This window comes from Herpetosiphon sp. (assembly GCF_003512625.1).
Taxonomy (GTDB): domain Bacteria; phylum Chloroflexota; class Chloroflexia; order Chloroflexales; family Herpetosiphonaceae; genus Herpetosiphon; species Herpetosiphon aurantiacus.
Genome location: NZ_DOPT01000098.1, coordinates 1 through 24282 on the forward strand (window position 1 = coordinate 1; position 24282 = coordinate 24282).

The following is a 24282-nucleotide window of genomic DNA, read 5'->3' on the forward strand; positions in this document are numbered from 1 at the left end:
ATACTGGCAAAACTCAACTGCTGTGCCTGAATGATCGCGGCGGCATCCGCGTTGTATTTCGCCAGTTCGCGCTGGAGCTGCACCAACAACGCTTGGTAGCGCTCGTTCGCATACAACTGCGACTCGCTGACCGTTTGCCCATCGGCCTTAGCCTGGCTCATTTGAAACGCCAAGGCTTCCATTTCCGCCTTCAAGGCCGCTTCGACCGTGCGCCAGCGTTTGGTCAGATCGTCCATCGCGCTCGCGTTCTGGGCCTGAAGCTCAGCACGGAATTGATTGGCAATGGCAACCGCGTCGATCATTGCGGCTGCTCCAATCCGGTGCTGGCAGCGCCACTATCGAGCCGTGCTTGCTGCATCGCCAAGGCTGCACCTAAGCTTCGGGCGCTGCGAGCCTGCTTTTCTTCCTGCTCGGCAGCAATGCGGGCTTTCTCGGCATCCACATCTTCAACCTCTATTAAGCTCAAGAACAGGTCGTGACTGATCGCCCCTTTTTCGTAGGCGGCTAATAAGAAGTTGCGTTCCTCGCTGCTCAAGCTGCCCAGCCACAACCGTGGCGTGACATCCGCCCGCAAGGAATCAAAGGCTTGGGCACGCCCCGCAAAGTGGGCCGCTAAGGCTAAGGCCGCTTCGAGCACCCAGCGCACCAGTTGCTTCAACGCTGTAGCTGTTGGCCCTAGGGACATCGCAAAATCCAACAATGCTTGTTTGCGACTTTCGCCACTCGCTACTGCGTCACCACTCAACAGCGCATGCAGTTGCTTGCACTCCTTGAGCATCCGGCTATAGATTGCTGCGTCGGTGTCAATGAACGTGCCCACGGGAACGGGATCACGCCATTGCACCGATGGGGTGGTGTAGCCCGTGATGCGCTCAATCTGTCCATCTTTTTCGCGCATCGGCAGCCCGACCAAATTGGTGGTTTTGCCCGGCCCGATGTCATACGGGCGATACACACGCGTTTTTTTGCCCGGGTTGGTTGGATCATCGACCTCATCAAAGGGCATTTGGGCATTGGTCATCACGCGCTCAACAAATCCGCTAATCACGATGTTGTGTTGGAGCATCGTCAACGTCATATTGAGCGCCTTCTGCATTTGCTGCATCGGTAACCCGATCAAGGGTTTGCAGGTGATTTCGATCATCAGTAAGTGACCCATGAGCGGCAGCCGCGTTTCTCCGGTAACGGCTTCGCCTTCGAGTGTGCGCATCACGGTATCGAGGCCATCAAGAAAGGTCACTTCAGCCACTTCCTGTTTCGCGTCGTTGGTGTAGACATACACACCACAGGCCTGCATCGTGGCCGTGTCGCGGCTCACGCCAGCCTGCTCGGGTGAAAGTCCATCCAACCAAATGAGATTCAAGGCATCGGCCAAACTGGGCTGGCGCTGAATCACGCCGCCTTCGACAACGGCAGGGGGCACAAATAACCGCAGGACGGCGCGGCCATGCACCACGGCGGTGGCAATGCTTTCTTGTAGGATACCCAGCACATTCCGTTGATCCCACCAGCTCGTCATGGCGGCTTCCGCTTCATCGAGCAATGCTTGCTCTTGGGTATTCGGCTGTTCCTCCTCCAGTAATGGACGACGCAGGGCATAGCTCCATTGAGGTTCCCGCCCGACTGCACCATTCGCATGCCGCTCAATCACCTCGGCAATGACATTGCTGGAAACAAACTCGCGTTGAATACGCGTCATCACCTCGGTCGCGCCCTTATCGGTTGATGCTGGAGCGGGGCCAGTCCACGCCGCGCCACCTTGCCAGTGATCGCCATCGCGAAACAGCACCGCGCTTTTGACCGCTTCCGGCGTGGTTGGCAAGCGTTTTTTGGCGGCTTCAACCGACAAATTGTCAAAGGCTGTTGGCATCGATACCCCTTGTTTAGTAGCTATCCCACGAGCCAGCAATGGCTTCGTCTTCGACTTCCGTTGGTTGACTGGCAACCATGAGAGCGATGGCCCATGCCATCACGAAATCATCGTGATAGCCTGCGGGTGCGCCTGTCCCGCCGTTCTTCAAAATCCGATAAATCGCTAGTTCATTCAGCGCCGTTTGATTGCGAATTTTTACCAACACATCGCGCAGTGCCGTTGCTAACAGGTCAATCATTTGTGGCTTGGTCTGGGCGTTGGTCAGCCAGCCTGCTCGCCCATCAAGGCCATACACGATGCGCGTGAATCCGGCCAGCTTCATCGTCGTCAGTACCGCGTGGCCGTGATTGTTCCGTTCGACCGCAACCGTGGCCCCGTACCCATCCGACAACGCCATCAAGATGCGAGCGTATTCATCCGGTTCCCACTTGCCGTGGACGCTGACCATTTCCTCCCATGACACTGCGTCGATTAGGGTGGCAGCGCAGAAGTCGCCGTGCTCCAGCCCTTCGGCTACGTCCGCTGCCAGAATGTAGCGCCGTCCTTGTTGCGGCAATTGATACATCGTTACGCCGTCAAGCTTGTCCAGCGCATCGGGTAACGATTCCGCTGCTAAACCGTCACTCGGTGTCTGCTGAAGCAACCACGGCATTTTGAACCGTGTGCGCCCTGACACCAAAAAGGCTTCTTGCGCGGTTGAGGGATATTCCTGCCGAACCATATCAAGGTCGGTATACTCCTCAAGCTGCTCTTGATACCACTGGGCATCACGGGTTGGTCGCGCCCACCATGGCAGAAAAATAGTTTTGAACCGATTCTTGGCACTGAGTGCCTTGACCCATAATTGATGAAACAGATTGCCAATCCCGTTGGCTGTGGAGAGAACAATCAGTTGGCCGCCGCCGTCAATCGTGGGCTTGAGCGCGGTATACAACTGCTTAGCCCAAATCAAGAATCCGGCTTCGTCCAAAATCACGAGCGATGCAGTGAACGAACGCCCTGCCCCTTTGGTCGCGGGCAGTGATTTAACCCGACTGCCATTCGCCCATTCCAGTTCGGTCGTGTTGTCCGTCACCAGCGCTGGCGAGGCTTCGCGCATCCAATCGGGTAAGCGTTCATACAACCGTTTGACCCGATGAAGCATCTCGTCCGCTTCGCCTTGACCTTTACTGAAGATCAGCACCACCTTGCCCGGTTGGAACAGGCAGAGCCACAGGGCATAGGCACAACACAACCAGCTAATACCCAACTGCCGCGCCTTCAAGATCAGAATTAGACGCTGAAGCAGAAGCGTCCACAGGACTTCAATCTGCGCAGGCCAGAGCGTAAACGGCATATCGCCGCTGCCATCACCAAGACCCTGCGCGTCGTCTATTCGTCCGTAGTTGTGGGTGAAGTAGGCAGGGTCGGCATGGCACTTTGCCAATTCGACAGCTTTCGACATTGTTCCTCACGCCACTGTTTTAATTCATCAGCTGCTTGCGCCATCGCCGGACTATCAATCGGAATTGGCGCACCGCCCCTACCCGTATGCTCAGCGCGATCAACCCACATTGCGTGATACTTGCCTAGTGTGATCAACGCACCTTGTGCGTCGTACAATTCAATCGATTCCCCCTTAGGGCCGACCGAGTATTTTTTGATAAGGTGCATCACGCCACGGTGCTCGGCTTTGACTAAGCTGAGATAGGTCGCCGGACGCATGGCCTTTTCTTCAACCTCCTCTAAAACAATCTCTTTTGAGCTACCTTTCTTATCAACACTGACTAAAATGCGCCGTTTGATGACTGTTCGCTCTTCTTCGCCAATAAAAAAGAAATCATCCATCGAGGTGCGAGCCTGCTGTGCGAGCCGTCCCACAATCTCGGTCTTACTAATAATGTCGTCGGCGCGGCGTGCAATCTCGGCCTTAATGTTAGGTTTTGTCAGGTTTTCTGATCCGATGCTCCGCGCTGAGCGTTCCGCATACCCAGCCCGAATTGCCGCTTTCGTGGCATTGAAATCCACGAGATATTCATCGACAAAGCGCCGTTGTCGCGTGGTCAATGGTTTTTCTGCTTCGGGATTGGTCATATTGGCCTGCCTCGGGTTGGGATTAAGACTTTGAGACAATGACCCATTACTCGATTAATTAAGGATTAATTGGGTCTTGTCGCCGCTAGCGCGGCGGGTAGTAATATTGTTGGCTTTCATCACTGGGTTCTTGGTCAATGATGCTGAAAAATCGCCACAAATCGACATTGATGTAGATCAAAAAGCCATACACAAAGCCGATATAGCTCAACGCACACCACAGCATGGGTTATTCGGATTCCTGCGTCTTTTTATACTTTTCGGCCATCACAAGATCACGAAGCAATGTTTCACTAAACGGCAAGCCGTATTGGGTAAGATAGCCACTGGCAACTTGTACCGCCTTTGCCAACAGATCTTCAGCTTTAAGGCCGTGGGCTTCAGCAGCACGAAGGCCAGCTTTGACAGCCCCATACAGTGCGTCGCGCTGCTCGGCCCCAAGGTTTGCATCAGCCCACGTGTGCAAAGCTTCGGCGGCTTTTGGGGCAATTGATTTCAAAAATCCAATAACAAATGAGAGAACGGCAACGATCATCAAGGCCAGCAACGTTTGGGTGAGGGTCATAGCGATGCTCCTGTGTTAAGTGGTGATAGGTATTCGTCGATGGGGTCAAGCCCGTTGTGTTGTTCATCCGTTCGAGGGCTAGTGGTTGGGCGATCAAGGCCAGCCCGACGCGGCTTTTTCGGCAAGGGGATTTGATGGTGATGGCAGGTGTCTTCGAGGGCTTGAATATAGAGCTGCGCATCCATCAGCGCATAGGCATCAATTGTCCAGCGCTCACGAGCATTGATCACTTCACGGCGTAGAGCACTCATGGCTAGATCGAATTGCGCACTGAGCGCGGCTAGTTCTCGCTTGGCTGCATCACGTACTGCATGAAGTTCGGCCTTGAGGCTTACATTTTCGCGCACGACCGAAAGATAACCCCGCGCAAACATCCATGCACCAACCATCACCACAATGGTGAGTCCAATCAGCCAAACAACAGCCCCGATTAACAAACTATCCATAAAGCACCATTCAAGCTAAAAAACAAAGCTCGCGCTAGTTCTCAAGGAACTAACACGAGCCGCTTCTTCGTGAGCGTGATACCAGCGACAATCATCAAGCCAGCCATCACGAACGGATATGCAAATGTATCAAGAATTTAGCACACTTGTTTTCAATCGTCAAGTAGTTTGCCTAACGATCCCTAGTCGTTGTTTTTTGCGTCGCTGCCGTTTTGGCGCATACCAAATCGTTTGGTTCTTGCATGCGCCACAGGTGATTGGGGTTGTGGTTGTGATGCAGGCAATCCCACAGATTAATGCAAAACCATCATGCGGAATGAAACCCAACGGCGTACCACAGTGGGAACAATAAAAGATTTGAAATTTCATGACTTTATCCCACATATCCCACATATCCCACATTTTTCAAATTCCGAAAATTTCGGAATTTGGTGTCAGTTCCCTTTTTGTAGTGGTGAAACTGGTGTCACTGTAGGATTGGCTAGTGTCATTGGTCGATGAACAAACCGAACGCCATCTAAAAACACATTATCAAGCTGAAGGCGTAATCCGGCTTGATTCTGGTTGAACTTCAATGGTACGCCGCTGATCTGGCAATAGACGATCGCGCTGCGCAACATCTCCAGCGCTTCGGTTGGTGTCACTGGTTTGTACCGCTGATTGGTTTGGTTGGTTGGTGTCACTTTCTTTTTCTTGGGCTTGGGTTTGGGCTGCTCGGTTTCGTCCGTAGATGTGTTTGTTGACGGCATATTGGGCCTTCCGTTCATCATCAAGCTGGTCAAAGGTGCCACCATACCGCGATGGTCGATAATCCCCGCTGCCTTTGCGCCACTGCCAATACTTGCCCCGTTCTTTGATTTCTCTGCGCCACTCCAAAATGTTGAATTCATCGAAGAGCAGCGGTAATTGTTCAAAATCATTGGTGTCAGTTGCAAAATCATTAGTGTCAGCCGATTCATTGGCTAGTGTCAGTGGGAGATCGGCCAACGATTGGGGTGTGATGCAGCTGGTGTCAGGCTGCACCACATCGGTATCAATCGTTGGCGCTAATCGTTTTTTGGTTGATCAGCATACCCTTCGTTGTTGGTATAAATAATGGGCGTGGTATCAAAAGGTAGTTCCTGCTGTGGTTCAATGTGATCATGGGTTTGGCTATGAAGTGACTCGGTTTGATCATGGTTTGAACCATTCAATGGCAGGCCGACGATTTGGCGGGTAATTTGAAGTGCTGAATTGTATGCCCCCTGCTCGGCAACCTTGGCAATATCGCTCGCCTGTAATGCCATCATCAGCGATTGCTTGACTTGGGCAATTTGCTTCATCGCAAATTCATGCTCGGCACTCACTCGCGCATACTCCGCCTCACGCATCAAAGCCCGTTTTGAGGTTTCAAGCAACCGATCCGACTGCCGATCCTTTTGTCCATCATCGGCCAGATAGACCAAGCCCCAGCCGATAATCGTGATAGCTGGGCCAATGAAGGGGATCGCTAATTGCCACATGGTGAAAAAGCTAGATAGCTCAAGCTTCTTAATAAGCTGATAGCTGGTGGTAGCATTGATTGCCAGCACCGCAACATCAACCAGCCAAAACAGGATACCCACAATGAATTGAGTGCCAGGCGCTAACCAATAGTGCAATGCGAGTGGAATCAAGCAGGCACTAATGAAGGTTCCCAAAATCCCAATGCCGACGAGGGCTTGCATCAAGGGCGATTCGCTAATATCGCCCAAGGCGAAGCCTACTAGCACTTCCATCATGACAATGGATAGAACATAGGCCAGCCCGCTACCAAAGATGATCAACGATTTAATGGATTGGCGGTTATGTTGCTCTAACATAGAATGCCCCTAATATGCTACGTTTCTGACCAGTGGGGTTCGATACGCAGTCCATATTTGGGGCATGGTGAAGTTACGGGTTGGTGGTTGGCTGCCCACCCGGCTCACCAACCAGAGTTGTTGCTGAAAAGCGACAACTCTTTTTTTGTGCCCAAATTTAAGCTTTGCTGGCCTGCATACCAAGAAACATGTGGAGGTGGGCGGCGTGCTCTTGGACATGGCGCAGATTGTAGAGCAACAACTCGCCAAATGGCACTTGGCCCCATGGAAAGCTACAGTTACGCAAGGCTTGCTCAGCTGAGAGATTCGTGATCGTGGTTTGGCAGGCTTGGCGGCAATGAGCCAAATATTCGAGCAACTCAGCGCGAGTATAGGTGCGCGGAAGGCTTTCGTTGGCCTGCATTTCTACCAAATCAAATGGCGCTGGTGGCATAAAACCTTCTTCAGCTCCAGTCAGATAGAGATCAAGCCAAAAGAGTGTGTGATAGGCCAGATACCAGAAGCGCGAAAAGCCCGCCGCAACCCATTGATTTGGCTCGTCTGGCCATAATTGTCGTTCCCACAGGTGCTCAGGGCACGTGTTAAGCGCCTGTTCAAGGTTGGTAATCGTCGTGTCGAACTGTCGCCAGAGCATCGCTTGGTTAATAATCATTCAACAAAGCTCCCGATTGCTAAAACGCCAGCAACGACTCGCTAAAAGTGAGCCGCTGAGGCGTGAAACATGAATTATCAAGCGTGGTGATAGCTTGCAATAAACGCTAGTATTCTTCGGGCAAGGCTTCGCCAGTTTCGAGCAAGGTTTTCAAGTTGCTCAGAATCCATGTCCAGCCACCGCTGTTGAGCCCTTGGTAGGTAGCGGTTTCGCCTTGGAAATCTTCGTGCACAACTGTTACTTTGGTAATGCCACCAGGCATTGCTTCTAGCTCCCACGTTACTTTGGTTGGCGCATCTTCGTTCATCGGTGGCCAGAGCGAGTGGTAGGTATGGACTAAGCGATTGGGGGCATCGACCTCAACCACTTGGCCTTCAACAATCGCTGCTCCATTGCTGCGCTGGTAGTTGAAGGCTGAACCAACCGCTAAATTGGTGTCAACTGTGCAGCCATAATAGTAGCGCGTGGTGAACTCTGGCTTGATGATTGCCTCCCAGACTTGTTGTTGTGAGGCTCGGATAATGGTTTGATAGACCAACTTCGGCTTTGCTGCTGTGGTCATGCTACTTCCTCCTTCAAGCACCATTTTGAGATCAACTAAGGCCATCGCTCGCGCTGCGGCATATTTGTTGATCCAACGGTCGGAAATAAGCTGAATTGGGACGGGATTGAGATAGTGCAAGCGTTCGCGGCCAACTTTACGGGTGACAATCAGGCTAGCTTCTTCAAGCACCCGCAAATGTTTCATTACCCCAAAACGGGTCATCGGTAGTGCCGCTTCTAACTCCTTGAGCGTGCGGCCATCGCGTTCAAACAGCAGATCAAGCAACTGCCGCCGTGATGGGTCCGCCAAAGCACGAAAGATAAGTTCTTGTTCCATAGGTTTATTATATGTGACTAAATGGTCACATGTCAAGAGCTTTTTGAAACATTTGTTTGCAAAAGCTGAAATTGGTGCTGGCGAGGAGGGAATGATTTGCCGATCGCGTTACAATTGAAGTGCTAGCAGGATCGATTGCTTGATGGAGAACCCAATGGCTAAATTGCACCCTGAGCTAACCCCTGAATTACAGGCATTTATCGCGCAACAACCACTATTTTTTGTGGCGAGTGCTCCCTTGGCTGCCGATGGCCATGTCAATCTTTCGCCCAAAGGCTTGGATTGCTTGCGCATTCACTCGCCACAACAGGTTGCTTACTTGGATTTAACTGGCAGTGGCAATGAAACCTCAGCGCATATGTTGGAAAATGGTCGGATTACCTTGATGTTTTGTGCTTTTGTGGGAGCACCACGGATTTTGCGTTTGTATGGCCGTGGGCGGGTGATTCTGCCAACGATGGCTGAATGGGAACCCGAGCTAGCGCAGTTTCCGCACTATCCATGCATTCGCCAAATTGTGTTGGTTGCGGTCGAGCGGGTGCAAACATCGTGTGGTTTTGGCGTGCCCTTGATGGAGTTGGTTGGGCAGCGCGATACAGCCTTACGTTGGGCTGAGGCCAAGGGCGAACAAGGCCTAGCAACGTATCGCTCCGAGAAAAATCTCGCAAGTATTGATGGCTTGCCAACGCACTTGGCGAGTGAGGCTGGTTAATCCAGTACCAACGGAGGGAGCCACATACCAAGTGATGTGGCTCCCTTTATTGCTAGGAATGTTGCTCAATAAATTCGCTTACTTTGGTAAACCATTGTTTGGTCAGTAGATCCTTTTCGCGCATGACAACCCGTGCCATTTTAATGATGGTTTCGGCAGCCTCAAGTTTCTGGGGAATACCTTGTAATTCTTCCCATTGTTGAATATAGCGGCTAATTTGGCTGACAAATTGATTGGGACGCAAACGGTTAAAATCAGCCAAAAATTGCTCTAAGGCATCTTGTTTGGGGTCGCGTGGTGGTGAGGCCAACTTCAATCGACCATAACCACTAGAGGTTTTAGCTCCAACACCATATTCCAGCAAGGCTTTTTCCAGAATTGCAAACGCTGCTGTGACCCACGCTTGATCGCCACCGATGGCAAATAAATAGCTGCCTGTTGCACTCAGGAAGGCCACCGGATTGGGCGAATCGAAGTCGGTGGGCGCTTGTAAATTGCCTTGCTGATAGGTCATATGATGCGGAGTCATCACATCAATCGCGAGCGGTTGGCTGCTATTGGGAATATACAAGGCATCAAAGAAGGTCAGATAGCCAGCGCTTTCAGGATGCCCAAACATCGTTTGGTAGGCATTCAACGGCTTTTCAGCTTGGGTTTCTGAACCTTTAGTCCAATCGTCGCCAAGCTGTTGCCGTGCATAGGCAGCTACCAAGCCTTTGATCGCGCTGCCTGGAATATAGGGCACACCATAGGTATGATGCAAGCAAATCGAGGTTTCGATTGGGCTGGTATTACCTAAACCGACAATCATGCGCCCTTGAACTTCGGCCTTGCGAAAAGTTGCTCCAGCCTGCTCAAGGTTCGCTGCCCAACGATTATAAAAATGTGTATACAGGGCTGGTATTTGTAGGCCTGCCACTTGTTCAACCAAGCTAGCTTTGGCTTTGCTCTCATCATCAGCGCTGCCTTCGGTTAAAAATCGATTGAGCCATAAGCCCGCGTGGGTATTTGGGGCAGGTTTGATCTGGGCTAGTGCTGTTCTACGCATTATTTTCCCCGCTATCTGACTCTGTGGCCTCACTCGCCTCCAAATCAAGGATCGATTGGGCAAAGCGTTTGAACCAAACCAACACTGCTAGTGTTTGCCGCGTCAAGCGCATATATTCGGTGATTTGGGCAGTGCGGCTCTGGTCAAGTAATTCTTGGGTATTTTGGTAGCCTAAAACATCGGCCAAATCTTCAAGAAACTGTTTTTGTTCGGCTTTTTTGCGGGTGCTGGCAAAATGCAATGCTTGGACAAGCCCAGCACTCCGAATCATGATTGGTAAGGTAAATGCTAAATTTCCATAGCGTGTGCGTATATCTTTTGATTCACCGCTATAGGCGTTGGCCTTGGCATAAACCTTGGTTGCATAACGTTGCTCAAGGGTTTGACGTTGGCTCATTGACATTAGCGATCTCCTTGCGCTATAGTAAGTTGACATAAACCACAGCCAACTGTTGCATTCCCACCTAATTGGATGATTCCCTGATTGGCTACTTCGATAATTGCAGTTATGACTTGATCGCGATTGGCACTGCGTTTTTGGTCGTTGATCGCGACAATTCCGGCCAAAATTGTTTCAGCAGGTAGGGCTTCTTCATACCAAAGCCCGCCTTTGGTTACAACCTTGGTATTGTCATCAAGCCGAATGCGAGCGGTAATTTCGGTTGCGGTGGTCACCAAGAAATTAAAAATCTCATCGGGTACAATACATAGTCGTTCTTGAAGAATCGTTTGCCAATCGGGTTTATCAGGAAACAATTGCTTAGCCAGCCAGCCAGCCCAAGCATCAGCTCCTGGTGTTGCTTCAAGGTCAAGATCTTCAAGATAGACTTTTTGTTGGTAGCTTAATACGCTATTTTGGCTAATTAAGGCTAGCTCACTGCGTTTAATTTCTGGCAGCCAAAGATTGCTGGTTTGGGCCTCACGGGCAAATCGGCTGAGTACATACGGCGAGGTTACCCAAGCAAACGTGCCATACAAACTGCGAATTGGCAAAAGTAGCAAGCGCTGATCAGCAAAAATTGCATCGCCAGCTTGCTCAACATCCCCAAACAGCTGCTTTTTAAGGCTTTCTGAGGCTGGTGAAACATCGCGAATCACGCCTTTGATTGATGAACCTGGGATATAAGGCAGATTGGTGGCTTTTTCACGGGCAATTGGCAAGTCAATCACATCGACGCTTTGACCAGTGCCCGCATGAATTGGCGAAAGTGCATGCACAAAAATCACATGAGTTTGCATTCTTATTCCTCTATTGTTTCAAGAAAGCTGGTAATAATACTGGGATTGGTAAGCATAGGGCGGCGCTGTTTATCAACGATTGTTCTAGCCTGACTCTCTGATACATCAATGATTACTGCGGCAGCAGTGATTCGGCGGTTTTTGATAATTGCCTGCCGACCATCGAGGGTGCTGCCTTCAAACACTGCGATTAATCCAAAAAGCTGACCAGTTGAGGCAACTGGTTTGAGCAACATTGGGCTGGCAAAACGGTCACCTTTTTGTTGGCTGAATTCATGGTTTGCCTGGAGCCGCAATTCTGAGTCGCCTGGATCATCACTATCTTTGAAATGGAAAATAATCGGTAAGCCAAATTCTCCACGCGGGAAGGCATCGATCGTACTGAGTGGTTGTTCATGAAGTCTTGAACGTTGACGAGTTAATCGTCGCAGCGCATCTGGCTCGGGCCAACGGCTACGACCTGGGCGGTTTGGCTGATTGCCATCATTGCGCTGTTGACGAAATTCCTTATAACATCTGAGCAAATCGGCCCAAATATTCAATGCCGTTTGATTGGGCTTGGGCTTGATCAGGCGTAATTGCATAGTTGGTGCAAGATGCGGTACCCCATTTGGCCAATAGCTACGGTTGCCAATAATCGCCCTGATGTGTTGTTGTAATTCGGCTTTATTGGCAAATGCAAAGCGATGATTGGCTTTGTCAAGCGCTTGCAACACCCCAAAACCACGTCGGGTACGTGCCCCAATGCCGCCAAAGGTTTGCCAAGCCCACAACACTTTTTCCAATTCTTCACGTTGTTCGGCAGATTTTAAGTGAATCGTTAATTTAAATTCAATGCCTTCGCGCACACTGGCATTTTGCTTATCTTGCAAGGGAAAGGCGGAATAGCCGTAGGGCGAGTTCATGGCCGAAATTTTGACTTCTTGCCCATTTTTGGCGATTACTCGGAATTGGCTGCCACTATTGATTACCTCTATCTCAACCTGGACTGCTGATGCGCCGCTTGATTGACTATCGGCAGCCTTGCCAAAGAGTGCCGACTCACGGGCAAACATATCTGCTAATAATGCATCATGCGATTGAGGCTGATGACTACCGCCAAAACAGGCTCGCCACCAAAAACGTAGTTGGCCGCGAATACTACTTGGGCGAATCAGAAAATTGGAATCATTTTCACCCGCCTTAACCCCGCCACCCATCAAAGGCGTAATTAAACGATAATTGCGGATGATGGGTTCAATTGGAGGCTTGTGATTTTCAATTTTTTTTACATCTGGACAGTTAACTGAAGATTCAGCTGAGGGTTTACGATTAAACATCATGCTAGCTCCTGTAAATAGCCATCATTCCATATGCCCAACACTGCCAATCCAAAGCCATCTTTGGCAGCTTGCTCGCTGCTACTGATGTTGCTAAACCAGAGTTGGCGTGCCCATTGCTCAATCTCAGCATCGCTGCCAGTAAGCTCAACAAACAGCACAGTGCCGGCGGCAGCAAGGCGGCGGGTTGCTTTTGGGCGTTGGAGGCGTAAATCCCAACCTGAAACATATTCGGGCCGAGGGTTTACCACGGCTTTAATAGTGGCTGTCATCGGCAAGCCAAAAGTTGGTAAATGTTTGGGATAAAAGCCTGCATCCCAAATGGCTGGTGTGAGCAGGATAATCCGACAATGTTTGGTTTGGACAATCGCGGCTAGAATGCTTGGCTCAATTGTTTCAATGCCAGCGGCAGTACCACTTGGAACTCGATACCATTCAACTAACCTACGTTCAGCACCTAAACTGGCAACTGCCGGATCGATTGGCGTGCTGCTCCATAAACCTAGGCCATAGCCAGCCTCAAGCGATTGAAAACTCAGGCCTTGGGTTTGGAATAATTGGCCATCCTCAGCGATTTGGGTGCTTGGCTTAATCCCTACATGCGTTCGGGTATCGCCCTCTAAGTCGAGCATTTGGCCAGCAGCTCGCTGCTGCTCAAGATCGAATGGCTGGATCGGTGGATTGATTAACCATGGTAAAAACAGCCTTTCCCAATTCCAAAAGCGTGGTAGGTTTGCGGGGGCTTTGCCTTTGGTGTGCTGTTGACTCCCAACTAAGCTAAACCTTGGTTGATCAGGCTGCTGCCCAAGCACAAGATCAGTTTGCTCAGTCGGGAAATAGCGTGGGTCGAGTGGTTGTAAGCGATAACAGGTAACATTTGCCCCATCCTGACGAATCAAGGCATCGGCAGGGATTGCAACAAATGGAATCAACAAATCAACGGTTTCTTTGAGCAGAATCGGGCCACGTACCTGCATCGCTAAGAGATTGGTATATTCAGGATCGCTTAATTTGGCGGAAAAATTGTAGTTGGCTTTCACTCCAGCCCGTGCCCGAAAGCCGCCAACCGTGACCGACGGTGGTGGGAAACTGAGGCTTTTGGCGCGGGCACCTGGCTGGTTTTCAAATGGGCGACCATCGGCAATTACCAAGGAGTTGAATGGCTGAATTAGCCAGAGATCAAGTGTCATAATTGAGGTACTCCTTGGGGCTGAGTCTTTTCAAATAAGGCCTGAACATTGGCTAACTCCCGTGCCACTAAATTCATGGCGATAAAATCGCGCAGATATTGGTCTGCTTGATCTGAGTTTGATGAATGACTCGAACAATAGCCAATAATGTTTTGGAGCAGATTAATCACATCAGCAGCCAAAAATGTAGCTTCGCCTGCAGACTGAATTTGTTTGCGCTTCAAAATTCGCAGCGTTTCATGTTCAATAATCTTGAGCGTTTGTTGAAGTTCTGTTCGATCATTGATAAGCCCAAAGTCAAAGCGCTTGAGTAGCTCATCAAGCTCAAAAATAAAGCCATCAGGAATTGTTTGTTGGCAATGCAGCTCAACTAATTTGGTTAAGTGTTGATAAAATTCTGTATCCCACTGACCAACAATGGTTTTATCGGAGCCATTACGTTTGCTCAAAATAATTGCTAAGGCATTACGCGGCTTTTTGGCTAGCTTCTCGGCCTTCCGCGCCAATTGAATTGAATCCTGCAAGGCTTCAAGATGATGCACAATTGCCACCCCAACCGAGAGTGTTGGTGTGCTAACAGCCTGTTGCTCGGCTAGTGGTTGCATATATTCGATAAAGAGATCGCTGATTTTTTTGGTAGCTGCTAAAAGTGTATGTAATGGAAGAAGCGCTAGTACATCATCGCCACCAGCATAAATGACTGCTGCTTGGTAATCATTTTCTAGAATTTGAGCTGCATCTTTAGCAAATGTTGTAACAACCTTGGATAAATCGCGATGAATTTGTACATCGCTAATCGAATCAATTAAATTGCCCATTTTATCGCCATCGGCAGCAATAATCGCATAATAGGGATTTGGGCGTTGTTTGGCATAAGCAGTTATAAAATCTTCCAAATAGCCGCGTGCTTGCTTAATAATTACAGTATTCAAATCAGTATTGGCGAAATCTTCCCCTAAGCGCGACTCAAAAACCAATGAACCATCAAAAAAATCGCGGTTAGTATTTTCGCTTGGAAAGAGGGCAATTCGATCAAAGCGCTGAACTCGTGGTAAATATTCAGTGATGCGATAGCCTGTGCTACGTAGATTATTGATATAGCGTTCCCAACCTTGGCGAGCTAAAGTGCTTTGATTAACATGTTCAGCAAATGCCAGCGCAGCCATATGCGAAGTACTTGGGAATCCGTCTAAACCTTTTGGATAGGCTTGGTCTAAATCTTGTGGTTTGAGCATACGCTTGAGTAAATCGACGGCTGAGAGATTTTCGCCCGATTTTGCTCCATTGGCTATTAGCGTGTGCCAGCCATCGAGCGACGATTTATCCGAGCGCTTCATATTTTGGGGGTCTTGTTGCCAATCAATTAAGCCAAAGTTGCGGGTATTTTTACGTGCTGCATAGAGCTGGTAAAGCTTTTTGCGTTGTTGCGCATAGTGCTGGTCATCCGGTAAATCAACATATACATACTGAAACTCAAATAAATCTTTTAATTGTTTAATAAGCTGCTGTTCACGCTGCTCTTCCGACAGGCCTTCGAGCCAATTGATCTGTTTAGTTTTCAGCAGAATGTTTACGAATTGGTCAATTTCTTGATCAAAGGCTGCCTTTGCGTGGGTAATGGCTGCTTGGGCATCGGGCACGATCACCAAAATTTGGTTACTATAGCTGATTCGTTCAGTACTTGGATCGCTATTTTCGGCTTCGGGCGAGGGCAAACTATCGCCAGTTGGAAAGATCAAGCCTTCGCGTGGCAGGGTTTGGGCGACCTTTTTGGCAAGATGACTGAGCACCCACGAACCAAACCAGACATCGCGGGTGCGCCGAGCCTGCTCGATAAATTCCTGAACTGGCCCTAGGGCGATCAACAACAGCGATCGATTCATTGCAACACTCCTCTAGGTAAACGGGGAACTCTGCGCTATTATAACAATGCAACTCCATGTTAGGCAAGAGTGGTTTTTGGTTTAGTTCGAGGTGCTTGTACGATGGATGATCTAGAAGATCGCTTACAGGAAATTAAAGATAGGCGGCGCGTTCACAGAAATACTCTTCGTAAGCTTGAACCTCAAAAAAGCAGGCTTGGAGTAAATATAGATATACAGCTAGAAAATTTCTTAATACAACAAAAAGAAGCCGATTCAATGTTATGAATTTATCAATGATCGAGCTGAATATATTCCTTCGTGCTTGATTAAACAAAATTAAAGCTTAGCCCGCAAATCAAACCATGATCTGCGGGCTGTTGGTTTACTTGGGGCTAATTGTCCAATCGCCATCGGCCTGCACATCCCACAAGCATGGGCCTTCAGAGAATTTGACAATCGCAGAGCCATCAACTGTGCCAATCTCGTTTTGGGCGTAATCCATACCGCCTTGGCAAGTGACTTGCACGATAAAATTGCTATCGCCATTGTGGGTGAAATTGAATGGAATTGGCCCTTCTTGGTTGGGCATAAATAGGCCGCTGACCAGATCACCAGTGCCGCTCAGGCCATCGGCGGCGGTAGCTTCCAAGCCAATTGGCACAATTTCGGCTGTCCACTCGCCATCGGCATCAATCTCCAAAAAGCTGCTGCTATCGCCATACAACACTCGCGAACCAGCATAACGCCCAATTTCGTTGACCAAATAGCTTTCATCGCCCTCAGCGTTATAGGCTTTGACGATAAAGTTGCGTCGCCCAGTATGGGTCAATTTAATAATGCTAACTGCGCTGGGTGGCATAAATGCATCAGTCACAGTTTGGCCAACGCCGCTCAGCACAACTGGCTCAGGAATTGGCGTGGCCGTCGCGGTTGGCCGTGGCGTGCGAGTTGGCTTGGGCTTAGCGGTTGGACGAGGTGTGTTAGTTGGCCGTGGCGTGCGCGTCGGTTTGGCCGTTGGCTCATCGGTTGGCTCGGCTTGGGCTACTTGGGCCACACTTGCCGCCGATTCGATTTGTTGCCCAGTCGTTTGACCACAAGCCAGCAATAGCAAACCGATCAGCATAAAACCAAGAAAACGTTGCATCGATGAACTCCTTCAATACTTCAACTGATTGTTGGAGTTACTTTAGCAACACCCTAGGGCACAAATGTGGATTTAATCGTTACGATAGACAAATTGATTATGCCAGTTAAGCGCAATCGGATTAGGATACAAGTGCGCTTGGTTGGGCAATTGGATTGATTGGCGGGTGAAGGCGAGCAGCGTTTGGTTAGCAGGTGGTTGATCATCGACAAGCGGTGAAATTTGTATTTTATAGCTTGGTGTAATCGTTAATAAACCTTGATCGAATACCCAATGATGCAATCCACACAATGCAACCCCATTGCGCGGATCATCGTTATAACTCCGACTCCACGGAATGATATGAGCCGCCTCGGCTGCACTCCGCCCTTCGGGGGTAATAACTCTTATGCCACAAATGGCACAGCAATAATCATAACTAGGCACGACAATTTGGCGAAATGCGCTGGAACGTACTTCAACTTGGTATGGCGCGTCGGTTGCTGGAATTTCGCGAAACATGCGCTGGCTTTGCTCAATTAACAGTTTGCTATAGTCGAAAATTTCAGTATTGATTTGGGCAATCATGCCGAGGGCAGTCCATAATTCCGGCGTAAAATACTGTTGAATCAAGCTTTGGCGAAGTTGTGTGCGGGCAAATGGCTGTTGTAACAACTCAAATAATGCTTGATCAAGCGTTGCCCCAAGCACAAGTTGATTTAATTGATTGATTGTTTTGATATCTTTTGTTGCTGCCAATCGTTGCTGCATACCTGGTTGGGCTTGCAAATGCCAAAATCCCTCACTTTTAAGGTAGAAAAATGGCTGAATCGGATTGGCAAACTTTGTTGAATCAAAAATAATGCGCCAATATCGGTCAAAGGTTTCAAGCAAAAACTCCGAATACTCGATAAAATTATGCGTGAGTGTACCAACCGAAATCAGATCGCTAACCGCAAGTAGCATCAATGGTTTATAGGGCGCACGAAAATGGGTGCTTTCAGGCCAAGCTTGTGATGGCGATAGCTTAAGTTTTTCGAAGGCTCGCTGATATTGTGCAAGCATACATACTCCCAAAGCTCTAAAATCTCTATTTAAGGAATTACTATGCAGATTGAAGTGCAAATTGTCAATGCTTTTATTGATGGCGATGCAGGCGGTAATCCGGCTGGGGTGGTGTTGCAGGCTGATGGTTTGAGTGCCGCGCAGAAATTGGCCGTGGCTCAGCAGGTTGGTTTATCTGAAACCGCCTTTGTGAGCAAATCGGATGTGGCGACGATTAAGCTAGAATTTTTTACCCCAACTCGCCAAATTGCCCATTGCGGCCATGCCACGATTGCTACATTTAGTCTGTTGCGGCAACTCAACCGCGTGCCAACTGGTCAGCTTGCCAAAGAAACCATCGATGGTTTGCGCGAAATTATTGTGGCCGATGATCAGGCCTTTATGCAGCAGCTGGCTCCGCGCTATCAAGCATTTGCGCTCACTGATCCAATCGCCCAACAGGCTTTGCGGTCGCTCAACATCCCCAGCGGCGATTTACTGAGGGGCACTGTACCAACCTTGGTCAATACTGGCAATAGCTTTTTGATTATTGGGCTGGCGAGTGAGCAAACGCTGGCAGAATTGCAACCCGATTTTGGGCAGATTCAGCAAATCAGTGAGCAACTCGATTTGATTGGCTACTATCTCTTTACGCCTGCCACCAAACAAGCTGGCCGCTCGGCTGGCACGCGCATGTTCGCGCCACGCTATGGCATTCGTGAGGAAGCTGGCACGGGCATGGCAGCTGGCCCATTGGCTTGTTATTTGTACGATCAACTTGGCTTACAACAAACCAGCTTTTTAATCGAGCAAGGTTGGCTAATGCAACCATCCTCGCCCAGCGTCATCGAGGTGCAACTCAGCTTGGTTGATGGGGCAATTCAGAGCTTGTTGGCTGGTGGTCGGGCTAAAGTCATGCAAACATTGCAGGTTGAGCTATAGCAACTATTATTCAAGTAATTTTTTGAGTAATGCCTGCTGTTCTTCATACATTGCAATCGCTTGGCGAATTAACGCATCAGCATAGCCCTGTAAAATCTGTGTAAATAAAATTAGTAGCAAAACTATGGTTGCGATTGCGGTTGCCAGTGGATGAACTTTTTGAACGATAACTGGCCCAAGCGTGATTAGAATTGTAATAATAATTAATGTTGAGGCAGTTTTAGTTCCTACAATTGAAGCTTCCAGTGCGGTAATATCCTTAAGGGTTGTCAGTTGATATGGTTGAATGTTTGTTTGCTGAAAATGCTTGATGATTAAAAAGAGAATGTAGGCTTTCTTGTCTGTATAAAGTATGGTTTCAAAGAACGTAAAGAAGGATAATAATCCAATGGAAATGATACTTGCAGCTATCATTTTAACCAAGAACAATCCATTCATTGAAATACTAACTATAAGTATAAATAAAAAAAGAACTATTCCTATCAAGAAATTCTTTTGTAAATACTGACGCATCACAATTCTGCTAACAATTGAGTAGCTATTATTAATCGAATAATCATCGATTCGTTTTCGAATGTATTTATCTGAAATATCTTTCATAAAATACCTAAAAGCTAGTTGGATTCAAGCGGGGAATGCGAATTCAGCCTGTGTGCTGAACCACGCTTTGCAGCGAGATTAGTATACAAGCAATTGCAGTATTGAGGGAGTTAATGGTGGCTTGAGTTTTGAGGATGTTGCCCTACCACAGCATCACAATCACAATTACGATGATGCAACTGACCGCCACCAGCCAAGGCCAATTGCGGCGTTGATGGTATTCGGGCGAGGCTAAATACACTTGTTGGGCATGAGCAAAAACTGGTCGCGCATCAACTTGCAATAATTCACAATATTGCAGTAGCAAAGGCTTAATGTGCTTAAGCGGAATTTGCATAAATGCGCCTTGTTCGATTGCCTGCAAATAATCCCAGCGGATGCCTGTACGCCGTTCGGCAGCATACAAACTAATGCCTGCTTTTTGACGAGCCTCACGCAACAACGCCGCTCCGCTTGGTGGTCGAGTTGGCTGTGGTTCAGCAGGCTCAACCGTCAAACTTGGCAACCGTGGAGCTGGCTCAAGCAAGGCTTGGCGTTGAATTAAGCGTTGCACCCGGGCTATCAGTTGAGCTTGGCTAAATGGTTTGGTCAAATAATCATCAGCACCTAAATTGAGGCCACGTACTACATCATCATCGCTAGCTTTGGCAGTCAGCATCAAAATCGGCACATTGCTTTCGGCCCGCAATTGTTGGCACAACTCCCAGCCGCTTAAATCAGGCAACATCACATCCAACAATACAATTTGGAAGCAATCGCTGGCCCATAAACGCAGCCCAGTCATGCCCGTGTTGGCGAGTATAGCTTGCCAGCCAGCCTCGCGCAAATGCATCAGCAACAAACGCCCAATCGCTGGATCATCTTCGACAACTAAAATGTGGGTTGTGCCATTCACGCCGCCTCCTGCAATAGCGGCAGATCGAGTAAGACGGCCAAGGCCCAAGCGCTACTAGCAGGGTCGGCGCTTTCGGCCAATTGACTTAGCGTAAGCATGGTCGTTGGCTCGTTGCGCCAAGCTCGCAAGCCGTCGATTGCCCGCCGTCGCAAGCTCAAGGGGGCGGTTTGATCGGCAGCTAAAGTTTCAACCTCAGCCAATACTGGCGTATAACGAGCTTGACATAAACTACTGAGAGCCAGGCTGCGAATGGCCAGCGCTTCACGATCATTGTGCAATAATTCGGCCAATTGTTGTAATGTAGCTTCATCGGCAGTTTCGGCTAGTGCTTGAGCTACCCGCAAGCGTAAAGGCAAGGGGTTGTGAGGCCGCAAAAACTCCAAGCTATCGAGCGGGTTTTTGGCGGCTGCCAACAAAATTTCCAGCGCCAACAATCGCGTGCCAATCGAGCCTGTGGTCGCCAATTCGCGCACCAAACCAAGATGAATCGCGCCTTCAAGTTCTAACAACACGCGCAAGGCATGCAGCCGAATCCGTGTGCTTTTGCCGCCAGCTTGAGCCAAACGATTGAGCAAAGCAATCGCGGTGGGTTCTTGCAACAAACGTAAGCCATCCATCGCGGGAATTGCCAAACTAGGGCTGTCGTGCTGAGCGTATCGCAAAAACAGCGCAATCGATTCGCGATCGGCCACCCGACCCAAGCAACGTAACGCCGCCGCTGCGACCTCCAAGGTTGGCCGAGGGTCGCGCAGAATCTGACGCACCGTGTTCAAACTAGCCTCAGAAACTGGCGCAACCAAACAATCCATCGCGGCCACATGCAAGGCTGGTTCGGCATGGTTCGAGGTTAATAATGCTAACATCAGGCCTTCGCTATGCGCCATATGCAGTTTATGAAAACTATGTACCGCATCAACCCGCAAACTCAACGGCGTATGATCATCAACGATCATCGTTTCGAGCAACGGAGCAAGATGGTTATCGCCACTTAAGGCGGTTAGCATCGCGCTACGGGTTTGCGGATCAAGCTGGTTGTTGATTAACATTTGGTGCAAACTCGGCTTGGCTTGAGCTTGTTGGCTCAAGGTATTGGCGGCAACCCAGCGTAACAACGGTTGGCCAGCGCCAATCGTTTGAGCCAATTCATATTCGGCATCGCAATTGGCTAATTGAGCTGCAACCACTGGCGCAACCGTCAAACTATAGCGATCAGGATTGCCAGTCAGGGCTTCATACAGCACCGAACGCGCTGCCGAACCGCCGATTGTGCTCAGGGCTTGAGCAGCCGCAGCCCGTAAATTATGTACCTCGCGGGCGACCAACTCGGCCAAACTGGTTGGTTCATCGGCGCTGGTGTTGCCAACCGCCAAGGCTTCGGCCCAACGCCATTGCAAGGCTGGCGAAAAGCTGGCGATCGGCCATTGAATTGGCGGCTCGTGCAAATAGCCCATTGGCAGCTCGTGTTGCCATGCTAGCTCTAATTGCTGAGGTAATTCACCGATTACAATTGTGCGCAAAGCCCAAATGCCACTCTCATCGCGGCGTGTGCCAAGGCCGACAATTGCTGCCTGTAAAGCTTGCAAATCATGGCGTTCGTTTTCAACAATGCCTGCTAAAACCGCCTGCGATTCATCATTTTTGAGCTTGGCAAGGGTGCTGATCGCCGCAGTTCGCACCATAAACGCCGATTGGTCGCAGGCTAGGCCAAGCAAACGTTGCATAAATAATGGCTGGGTTTGCGGATCGCTGCGATAAATAATCCCACTGCGCAGGGCATTGCCAAGTTGGGGTTGCTCAAGCAGCCGAATTAGCCGTTCGCTGGTTTCGTTTTGGCGTTGCATAATTGCTTGCGCCGCCTCTAAGCGAGCTGCCAAGGGCAATTGTGAGGTAACAACCCGCAACAATAAGGGATTCGCGCCGTTGCTTTCAAAGCGCAGTAATTCGTGCAACGCTTCATGGCGAGCCGTCCAGTGCACATCATCGCCCAAAACCAAGCGCCCCAACGCCCGAACGGCCAAACTAGGAGTTGCCTGCAACAAGGCTTGACGGGCTGCCGCTCGTAAAGGCGCACTCGCCGCAGTACAGGCGTTCAACAAGGCTGGGGCAGTACGCTCGGTGGCACAACCTTGCAGCGCCAGCGAAGCATGCAAATGTACAACCTGATCAAGCTGATGATCATCGAGCAAAGCGCTGGCGGTTGCCACAACGAACCGTGCTCCATTTGGCTCGCAATGCAGATAGAAAATCATGCGACCCGCGTGCAGTTGCTCTTGCAAGTAGCAACGCCCAGCATGACTATTTTGAGCCAGCAAATAATTGACCAATAACTGGCCCCAATCGTCGTGCTGGCGTTGGGCCAAACTGATTAATCGCGGCGTTAGTTGCACATCGTGCATGGCAAAAAGTTGTTGGGCGGCACTTTGGCGGGTGTTATAGCTCAGGCGGCTATCGCTCAACATATCTAATAAGTAATCGAGCGCTAAATGGCTGGGCAAACTACGCACAACTTGCAAAGCCCAGGCCTCACCCTCGGAGCCATTGCTCAGTTGCTCAGCGATTGTGGCGCTAACCACGCTTTCCATACTCTCCAGCAAATGCCAAATCTGCTCGGTATAGGCTGGCTCATGGCGGGCCACATGCACCAAAGCCCGAATAATCGCGGCGCTCCAGCCAGCAATTGGCACATGATGCTCGCGCAAACAGCGTCCAAGCAGCCGCACTCGTTGGCTGGTTAGCGGGCGATTGCCTCGAATGGCGTTGTAGAGTGGCGCGGGATCAGCCAACAAACCCGCTGTCAAAGGCAATAATTCATGCCACAGTGGGTTATCCAAATCGAAATCGTGCCAAGCATGATGTGCCGCCAAATGCAGGGCTGCGCAAAACAGGGCAAATAATGGTGAACGGAAACGTACTAATCCGCGCTGATCAACCTGCACCAAACCATTCAGGGCTACCAAGCTTGGTTGCAGCCAATACACCGCTTTGATCTGTTCGCCTTGGAGCCAAGCATAGCCCAAGCCCGCCAATGCCGTGCGAACTTTGGGCAAATCGGCTCCGGCAATTGGGCGCAGCGCTCGATCAACGGCGGCGGCGTACATGCGCACGCGATTGGCCGAAAAACCATGGGTTGGGTAGGTTGCGGCCAAAATTGCGACATCGGCAAAGCGCTCAGCCACCAACCGCCCGCGACCATCATTTAAAAGTGGTGGTAGTAGCAGGGCTGGTTCTTCGTTGGGCAATAATTGGCGTAGCCATTGCTCCAAAATCGTCGCATCGGGCGCTTGAACTTGCCAAGTGGCCCAACCAGCCCAGTTTGGGTTGGTAGCATGGTCGGTGGCAACGGCGGCCAGCGCTGGATAACGCTCAGTCAAATCAAACAACCAATTGCGCCAATGCTCAGCGATATGCGGCTGGGCTTCCTCAAGATCATCAAGCAGTAACATCCATTTGCCCGCCGCCAAGCCGCGCTCGATGCCCATTCGGTCGTTGGCAAAGCCAGCTTCGGCCAAGGTGCGAGCCAGCGTCGCATCGGGCGATTCGGTAGCACTGGGCACATGCAGCAAAATCGGAAACAAGCCTGGTAAGCGTTCTTGGGTGGCGCACCATTGCAAGAGCATGTTGATTAAGACAAATGAGCGCCCGCTACCCAAGCCACCGACCAAGCGAATCCGCTGATTAAGTTGGAGGGCTTGCCAGAGATTGGCTTGGTGTCCGTTAGCAGGGATGGGACTCAGTTGCAGCACCAAACTACCGATGGTTGGCAACACCCGGGCCGGAAAACGCTCGGCCCAACGCGCCTGCACATACCGCGCATAACTACGCTGGCGTTGCGCACGCCGCAGCCGAGGTAACAACAATCGATCAAATGGTGCAATCGCCATAACATGCCACTCCTTGCTTGGATAGTTCTAGGGTACTCGTTTGGAGCGGCTGGCTCAATTAATATAAATTACAGTTCGGTGACACTCGGCCATT

Annotated in this window: 25 protein-coding genes; 3 read left to right on the forward strand and 22 right to left on the reverse strand. The window is 49.9% G+C overall.

Annotation, left to right across the window (positions count from 1 at the left end):
- The 11 genes from DEF47_RS21785 to DEF47_RS21835 form a co-directional block, all read right to left on the reverse strand.
- Positions 1-302, reverse strand: a 302-nt coding sequence (locus DEF47_RS21785; RefSeq protein WP_287045347.1) for a hypothetical protein, incomplete at its 3' end; no start/stop codon positions are given.
- The gene (locus tag DEF47_RS21790; RefSeq protein ID WP_012188119.1) at positions 299-1870 is read right to left on the reverse strand and encodes a hypothetical protein; all 1572 of its coding nucleotides are present in this window, start codon (positions 1868-1870) and stop codon (positions 299-301) included. The genes DEF47_RS21785 and DEF47_RS21790, both read right to left, overlap by 4 nt.
- Positions 1871-1883: 13 nt before the next feature.
- Positions 1884-3317, reverse strand: coding sequence for a terminase large subunit domain-containing protein (locus DEF47_RS21795; protein ID WP_012188120.1), 1434 nt, complete (start codon positions 3315-3317; stop codon positions 1884-1886).
- Entirely contained in the window at positions 3245-3946 is a 702-nt protein-coding gene (locus DEF47_RS21800) for a terminase small subunit (RefSeq protein ID WP_012188121.1), read from the reverse strand. The genes DEF47_RS21795 and DEF47_RS21800 overlap by 73 nt, the downstream gene beginning before the upstream one ends.
- A gap of 85 nt (positions 3947-4031) precedes the next feature.
- Positions 4032-4172: a hypothetical protein gene (locus DEF47_RS21805; protein ID WP_287045348.1), complete on the reverse strand. Its 141-nt coding sequence runs from the start codon at positions 4170-4172 to the stop codon at positions 4032-4034.
- Positions 4173-4175: 3 nt separating this feature from the next.
- Complete coding sequence (locus DEF47_RS21810; RefSeq protein WP_012188122.1) at positions 4176-4511, reverse strand: hypothetical protein; 336 nt, start codon at positions 4509-4511, stop codon at positions 4176-4178.
- The gene (locus DEF47_RS21815; protein WP_012188123.1) at positions 4508-4957 is read right to left on the reverse strand and encodes a hypothetical protein; all 450 of its coding nucleotides are present in this window, start codon (positions 4955-4957) and stop codon (positions 4508-4510) included. The genes DEF47_RS21810 and DEF47_RS21815 overlap by 4 nt, the downstream gene beginning before the upstream one ends.
- A 434-nt stretch (positions 4958-5391) precedes the next feature.
- Positions 5392-5916 (reverse strand): hypothetical protein, encoded by a 525-nt coding sequence (locus DEF47_RS21820; RefSeq protein ID WP_287045349.1) that lies wholly within the window; start codon positions 5914-5916, stop codon positions 5392-5394.
- 87 nt (positions 5917-6003) lie between these two features.
- Positions 6004-6798, reverse strand: coding sequence for a hypothetical protein (locus tag DEF47_RS21825; RefSeq protein WP_012188126.1), 795 nt, complete (start codon positions 6796-6798; stop codon positions 6004-6006).
- A 157-nt stretch (positions 6799-6955) separates the two neighbouring features.
- Positions 6956-7450, reverse strand: a complete 495-nt coding sequence (locus DEF47_RS21830) for a DinB family protein (RefSeq protein WP_012188127.1) — start codon at positions 7448-7450, stop codon at positions 6956-6958.
- 106 nt (positions 7451-7556) lie between these two features.
- A complete protein-coding gene (locus DEF47_RS21835; RefSeq protein ID WP_012188128.1) occupies positions 7557-8330 on the reverse strand; it encodes an ArsR/SmtB family transcription factor in 774 nt (257 codons plus the stop codon).
- A 154-nt stretch (positions 8331-8484) separates the two neighbouring features.
- Here DEF47_RS21835 and DEF47_RS21840 point away from each other — a divergent pair, with 154 nt between their 5' ends.
- On the forward strand, positions 8485-9042 hold the full coding sequence (locus tag DEF47_RS21840) for a pyridoxamine 5'-phosphate oxidase family protein (RefSeq protein WP_012188129.1): 558 nt from the start codon (positions 8485-8487) through the stop codon (positions 9040-9042).
- A 52-nt stretch (positions 9043-9094) separates the two neighbouring features.
- Here DEF47_RS21840 and cmr6 read toward each other — a convergent pair whose 3' ends face one another.
- From cmr6 to cas10, 6 genes are read right to left on the reverse strand one after another with little or no spacing between them, the layout of a single operon-like run.
- Positions 9095-10090, reverse strand: a complete 996-nt coding sequence (gene cmr6 / locus DEF47_RS21845; protein WP_012188130.1) for a type III-B CRISPR module RAMP protein Cmr6 — start codon at positions 10088-10090, stop codon at positions 9095-9097.
- Positions 10083-10493 (reverse strand): type III-B CRISPR module-associated protein Cmr5, encoded by a 411-nt coding sequence (locus DEF47_RS21850; RefSeq protein WP_012188131.1) that lies wholly within the window; start codon positions 10491-10493, stop codon positions 10083-10085. The genes cmr6 and DEF47_RS21850 overlap by 8 nt, the downstream gene beginning before the upstream one ends.
- On the reverse strand, positions 10493-11329 hold the full coding sequence (gene cmr4 / locus DEF47_RS21855; RefSeq protein WP_012188132.1) for a type III-B CRISPR module RAMP protein Cmr4: 837 nt from the start codon (positions 11327-11329) through the stop codon (positions 10493-10495). Before cmr4 ends, DEF47_RS21850 begins: the two co-directional genes overlap by 1 nt.
- A gap of 2 nt (positions 11330-11331) precedes the next feature.
- Positions 11332-12651: a type III-B CRISPR module RAMP protein Cmr1 gene (cmr1, locus tag DEF47_RS21860; RefSeq protein ID WP_012188133.1), complete on the reverse strand. Its 1320-nt coding sequence runs from the start codon at positions 12649-12651 to the stop codon at positions 11332-11334.
- Entirely contained in the window at positions 12648-13838 is a 1191-nt protein-coding gene (locus DEF47_RS21865; protein ID WP_012188134.1) for a type III-B CRISPR module-associated protein Cmr3, read from the reverse strand. Before DEF47_RS21865 ends, cmr1 begins: the two co-directional genes overlap by 4 nt.
- Positions 13835-15721 carry a type III-B CRISPR-associated protein Cas10/Cmr2 gene (gene cas10, locus DEF47_RS21870; RefSeq protein WP_012188135.1) on the reverse strand — a complete coding sequence of 629 codons (1887 nt, stop codon included), beginning with the start codon at positions 15719-15721 and terminating at the stop codon, positions 13835-13837. The genes DEF47_RS21865 and cas10 overlap by 4 nt, the downstream gene beginning before the upstream one ends.
- Positions 15722-15823: 102 nt before the next feature.
- On the opposite strand from cas10, the gene DEF47_RS21875 reads away from it, so the two are divergent.
- Positions 15824-15988 (forward strand): hypothetical protein, encoded by a 165-nt coding sequence (locus DEF47_RS21875; RefSeq protein WP_287045350.1) that lies wholly within the window; start codon positions 15824-15826, stop codon positions 15986-15988.
- A 97-nt stretch (positions 15989-16085) separates the two neighbouring features.
- On the opposite strand, the gene DEF47_RS21880 is transcribed toward DEF47_RS21875, so the two are convergent.
- The gene (locus tag DEF47_RS21880) at positions 16086-16847 is read right to left on the reverse strand and encodes a hypothetical protein (protein WP_012188136.1); all 762 of its coding nucleotides are present in this window, start codon (positions 16845-16847) and stop codon (positions 16086-16088) included.
- Positions 16848-16919: 72 nt separating this feature from the next.
- Positions 16920-17891 (reverse strand): HNH endonuclease, encoded by a 972-nt coding sequence (locus DEF47_RS21885; RefSeq protein WP_012188137.1) that lies wholly within the window; start codon positions 17889-17891, stop codon positions 16920-16922.
- Between the two features lie 42 nt (positions 17892-17933).
- Here DEF47_RS21885 and DEF47_RS21890 point away from each other — a divergent pair, with 42 nt between their 5' ends.
- Complete coding sequence (locus DEF47_RS21890) at positions 17934-18812, forward strand: PhzF family phenazine biosynthesis protein (protein WP_012188138.1); 879 nt, start codon at positions 17934-17936, stop codon at positions 18810-18812.
- A 6-nt stretch (positions 18813-18818) separates the two neighbouring features.
- Here the strand turns inward: DEF47_RS21890 and DEF47_RS21895 are convergent, their stop codons facing one another.
- The 3 genes from DEF47_RS21895 to DEF47_RS21905 form a co-directional block, all read right to left on the reverse strand.
- The gene (locus DEF47_RS21895) at positions 18819-19412 is read right to left on the reverse strand and encodes a hypothetical protein (RefSeq protein WP_012188139.1); all 594 of its coding nucleotides are present in this window, start codon (positions 19410-19412) and stop codon (positions 18819-18821) included.
- Between the two features lie 142 nt (positions 19413-19554).
- Positions 19555-20307 carry a response regulator gene (locus tag DEF47_RS21900; protein ID WP_012188140.1) on the reverse strand — a complete coding sequence of 251 codons (753 nt, stop codon included), beginning with the start codon at positions 20305-20307 and terminating at the stop codon, positions 19555-19557.
- Positions 20304-24188, reverse strand: coding sequence for a HEAT repeat domain-containing protein (locus DEF47_RS21905; protein ID WP_012188141.1), 3885 nt, complete (start codon positions 24186-24188; stop codon positions 20304-20306). The genes DEF47_RS21900 and DEF47_RS21905 overlap by 4 nt, the downstream gene beginning before the upstream one ends.
- Positions 24189-24282 lie beyond the last annotated feature (94 nt).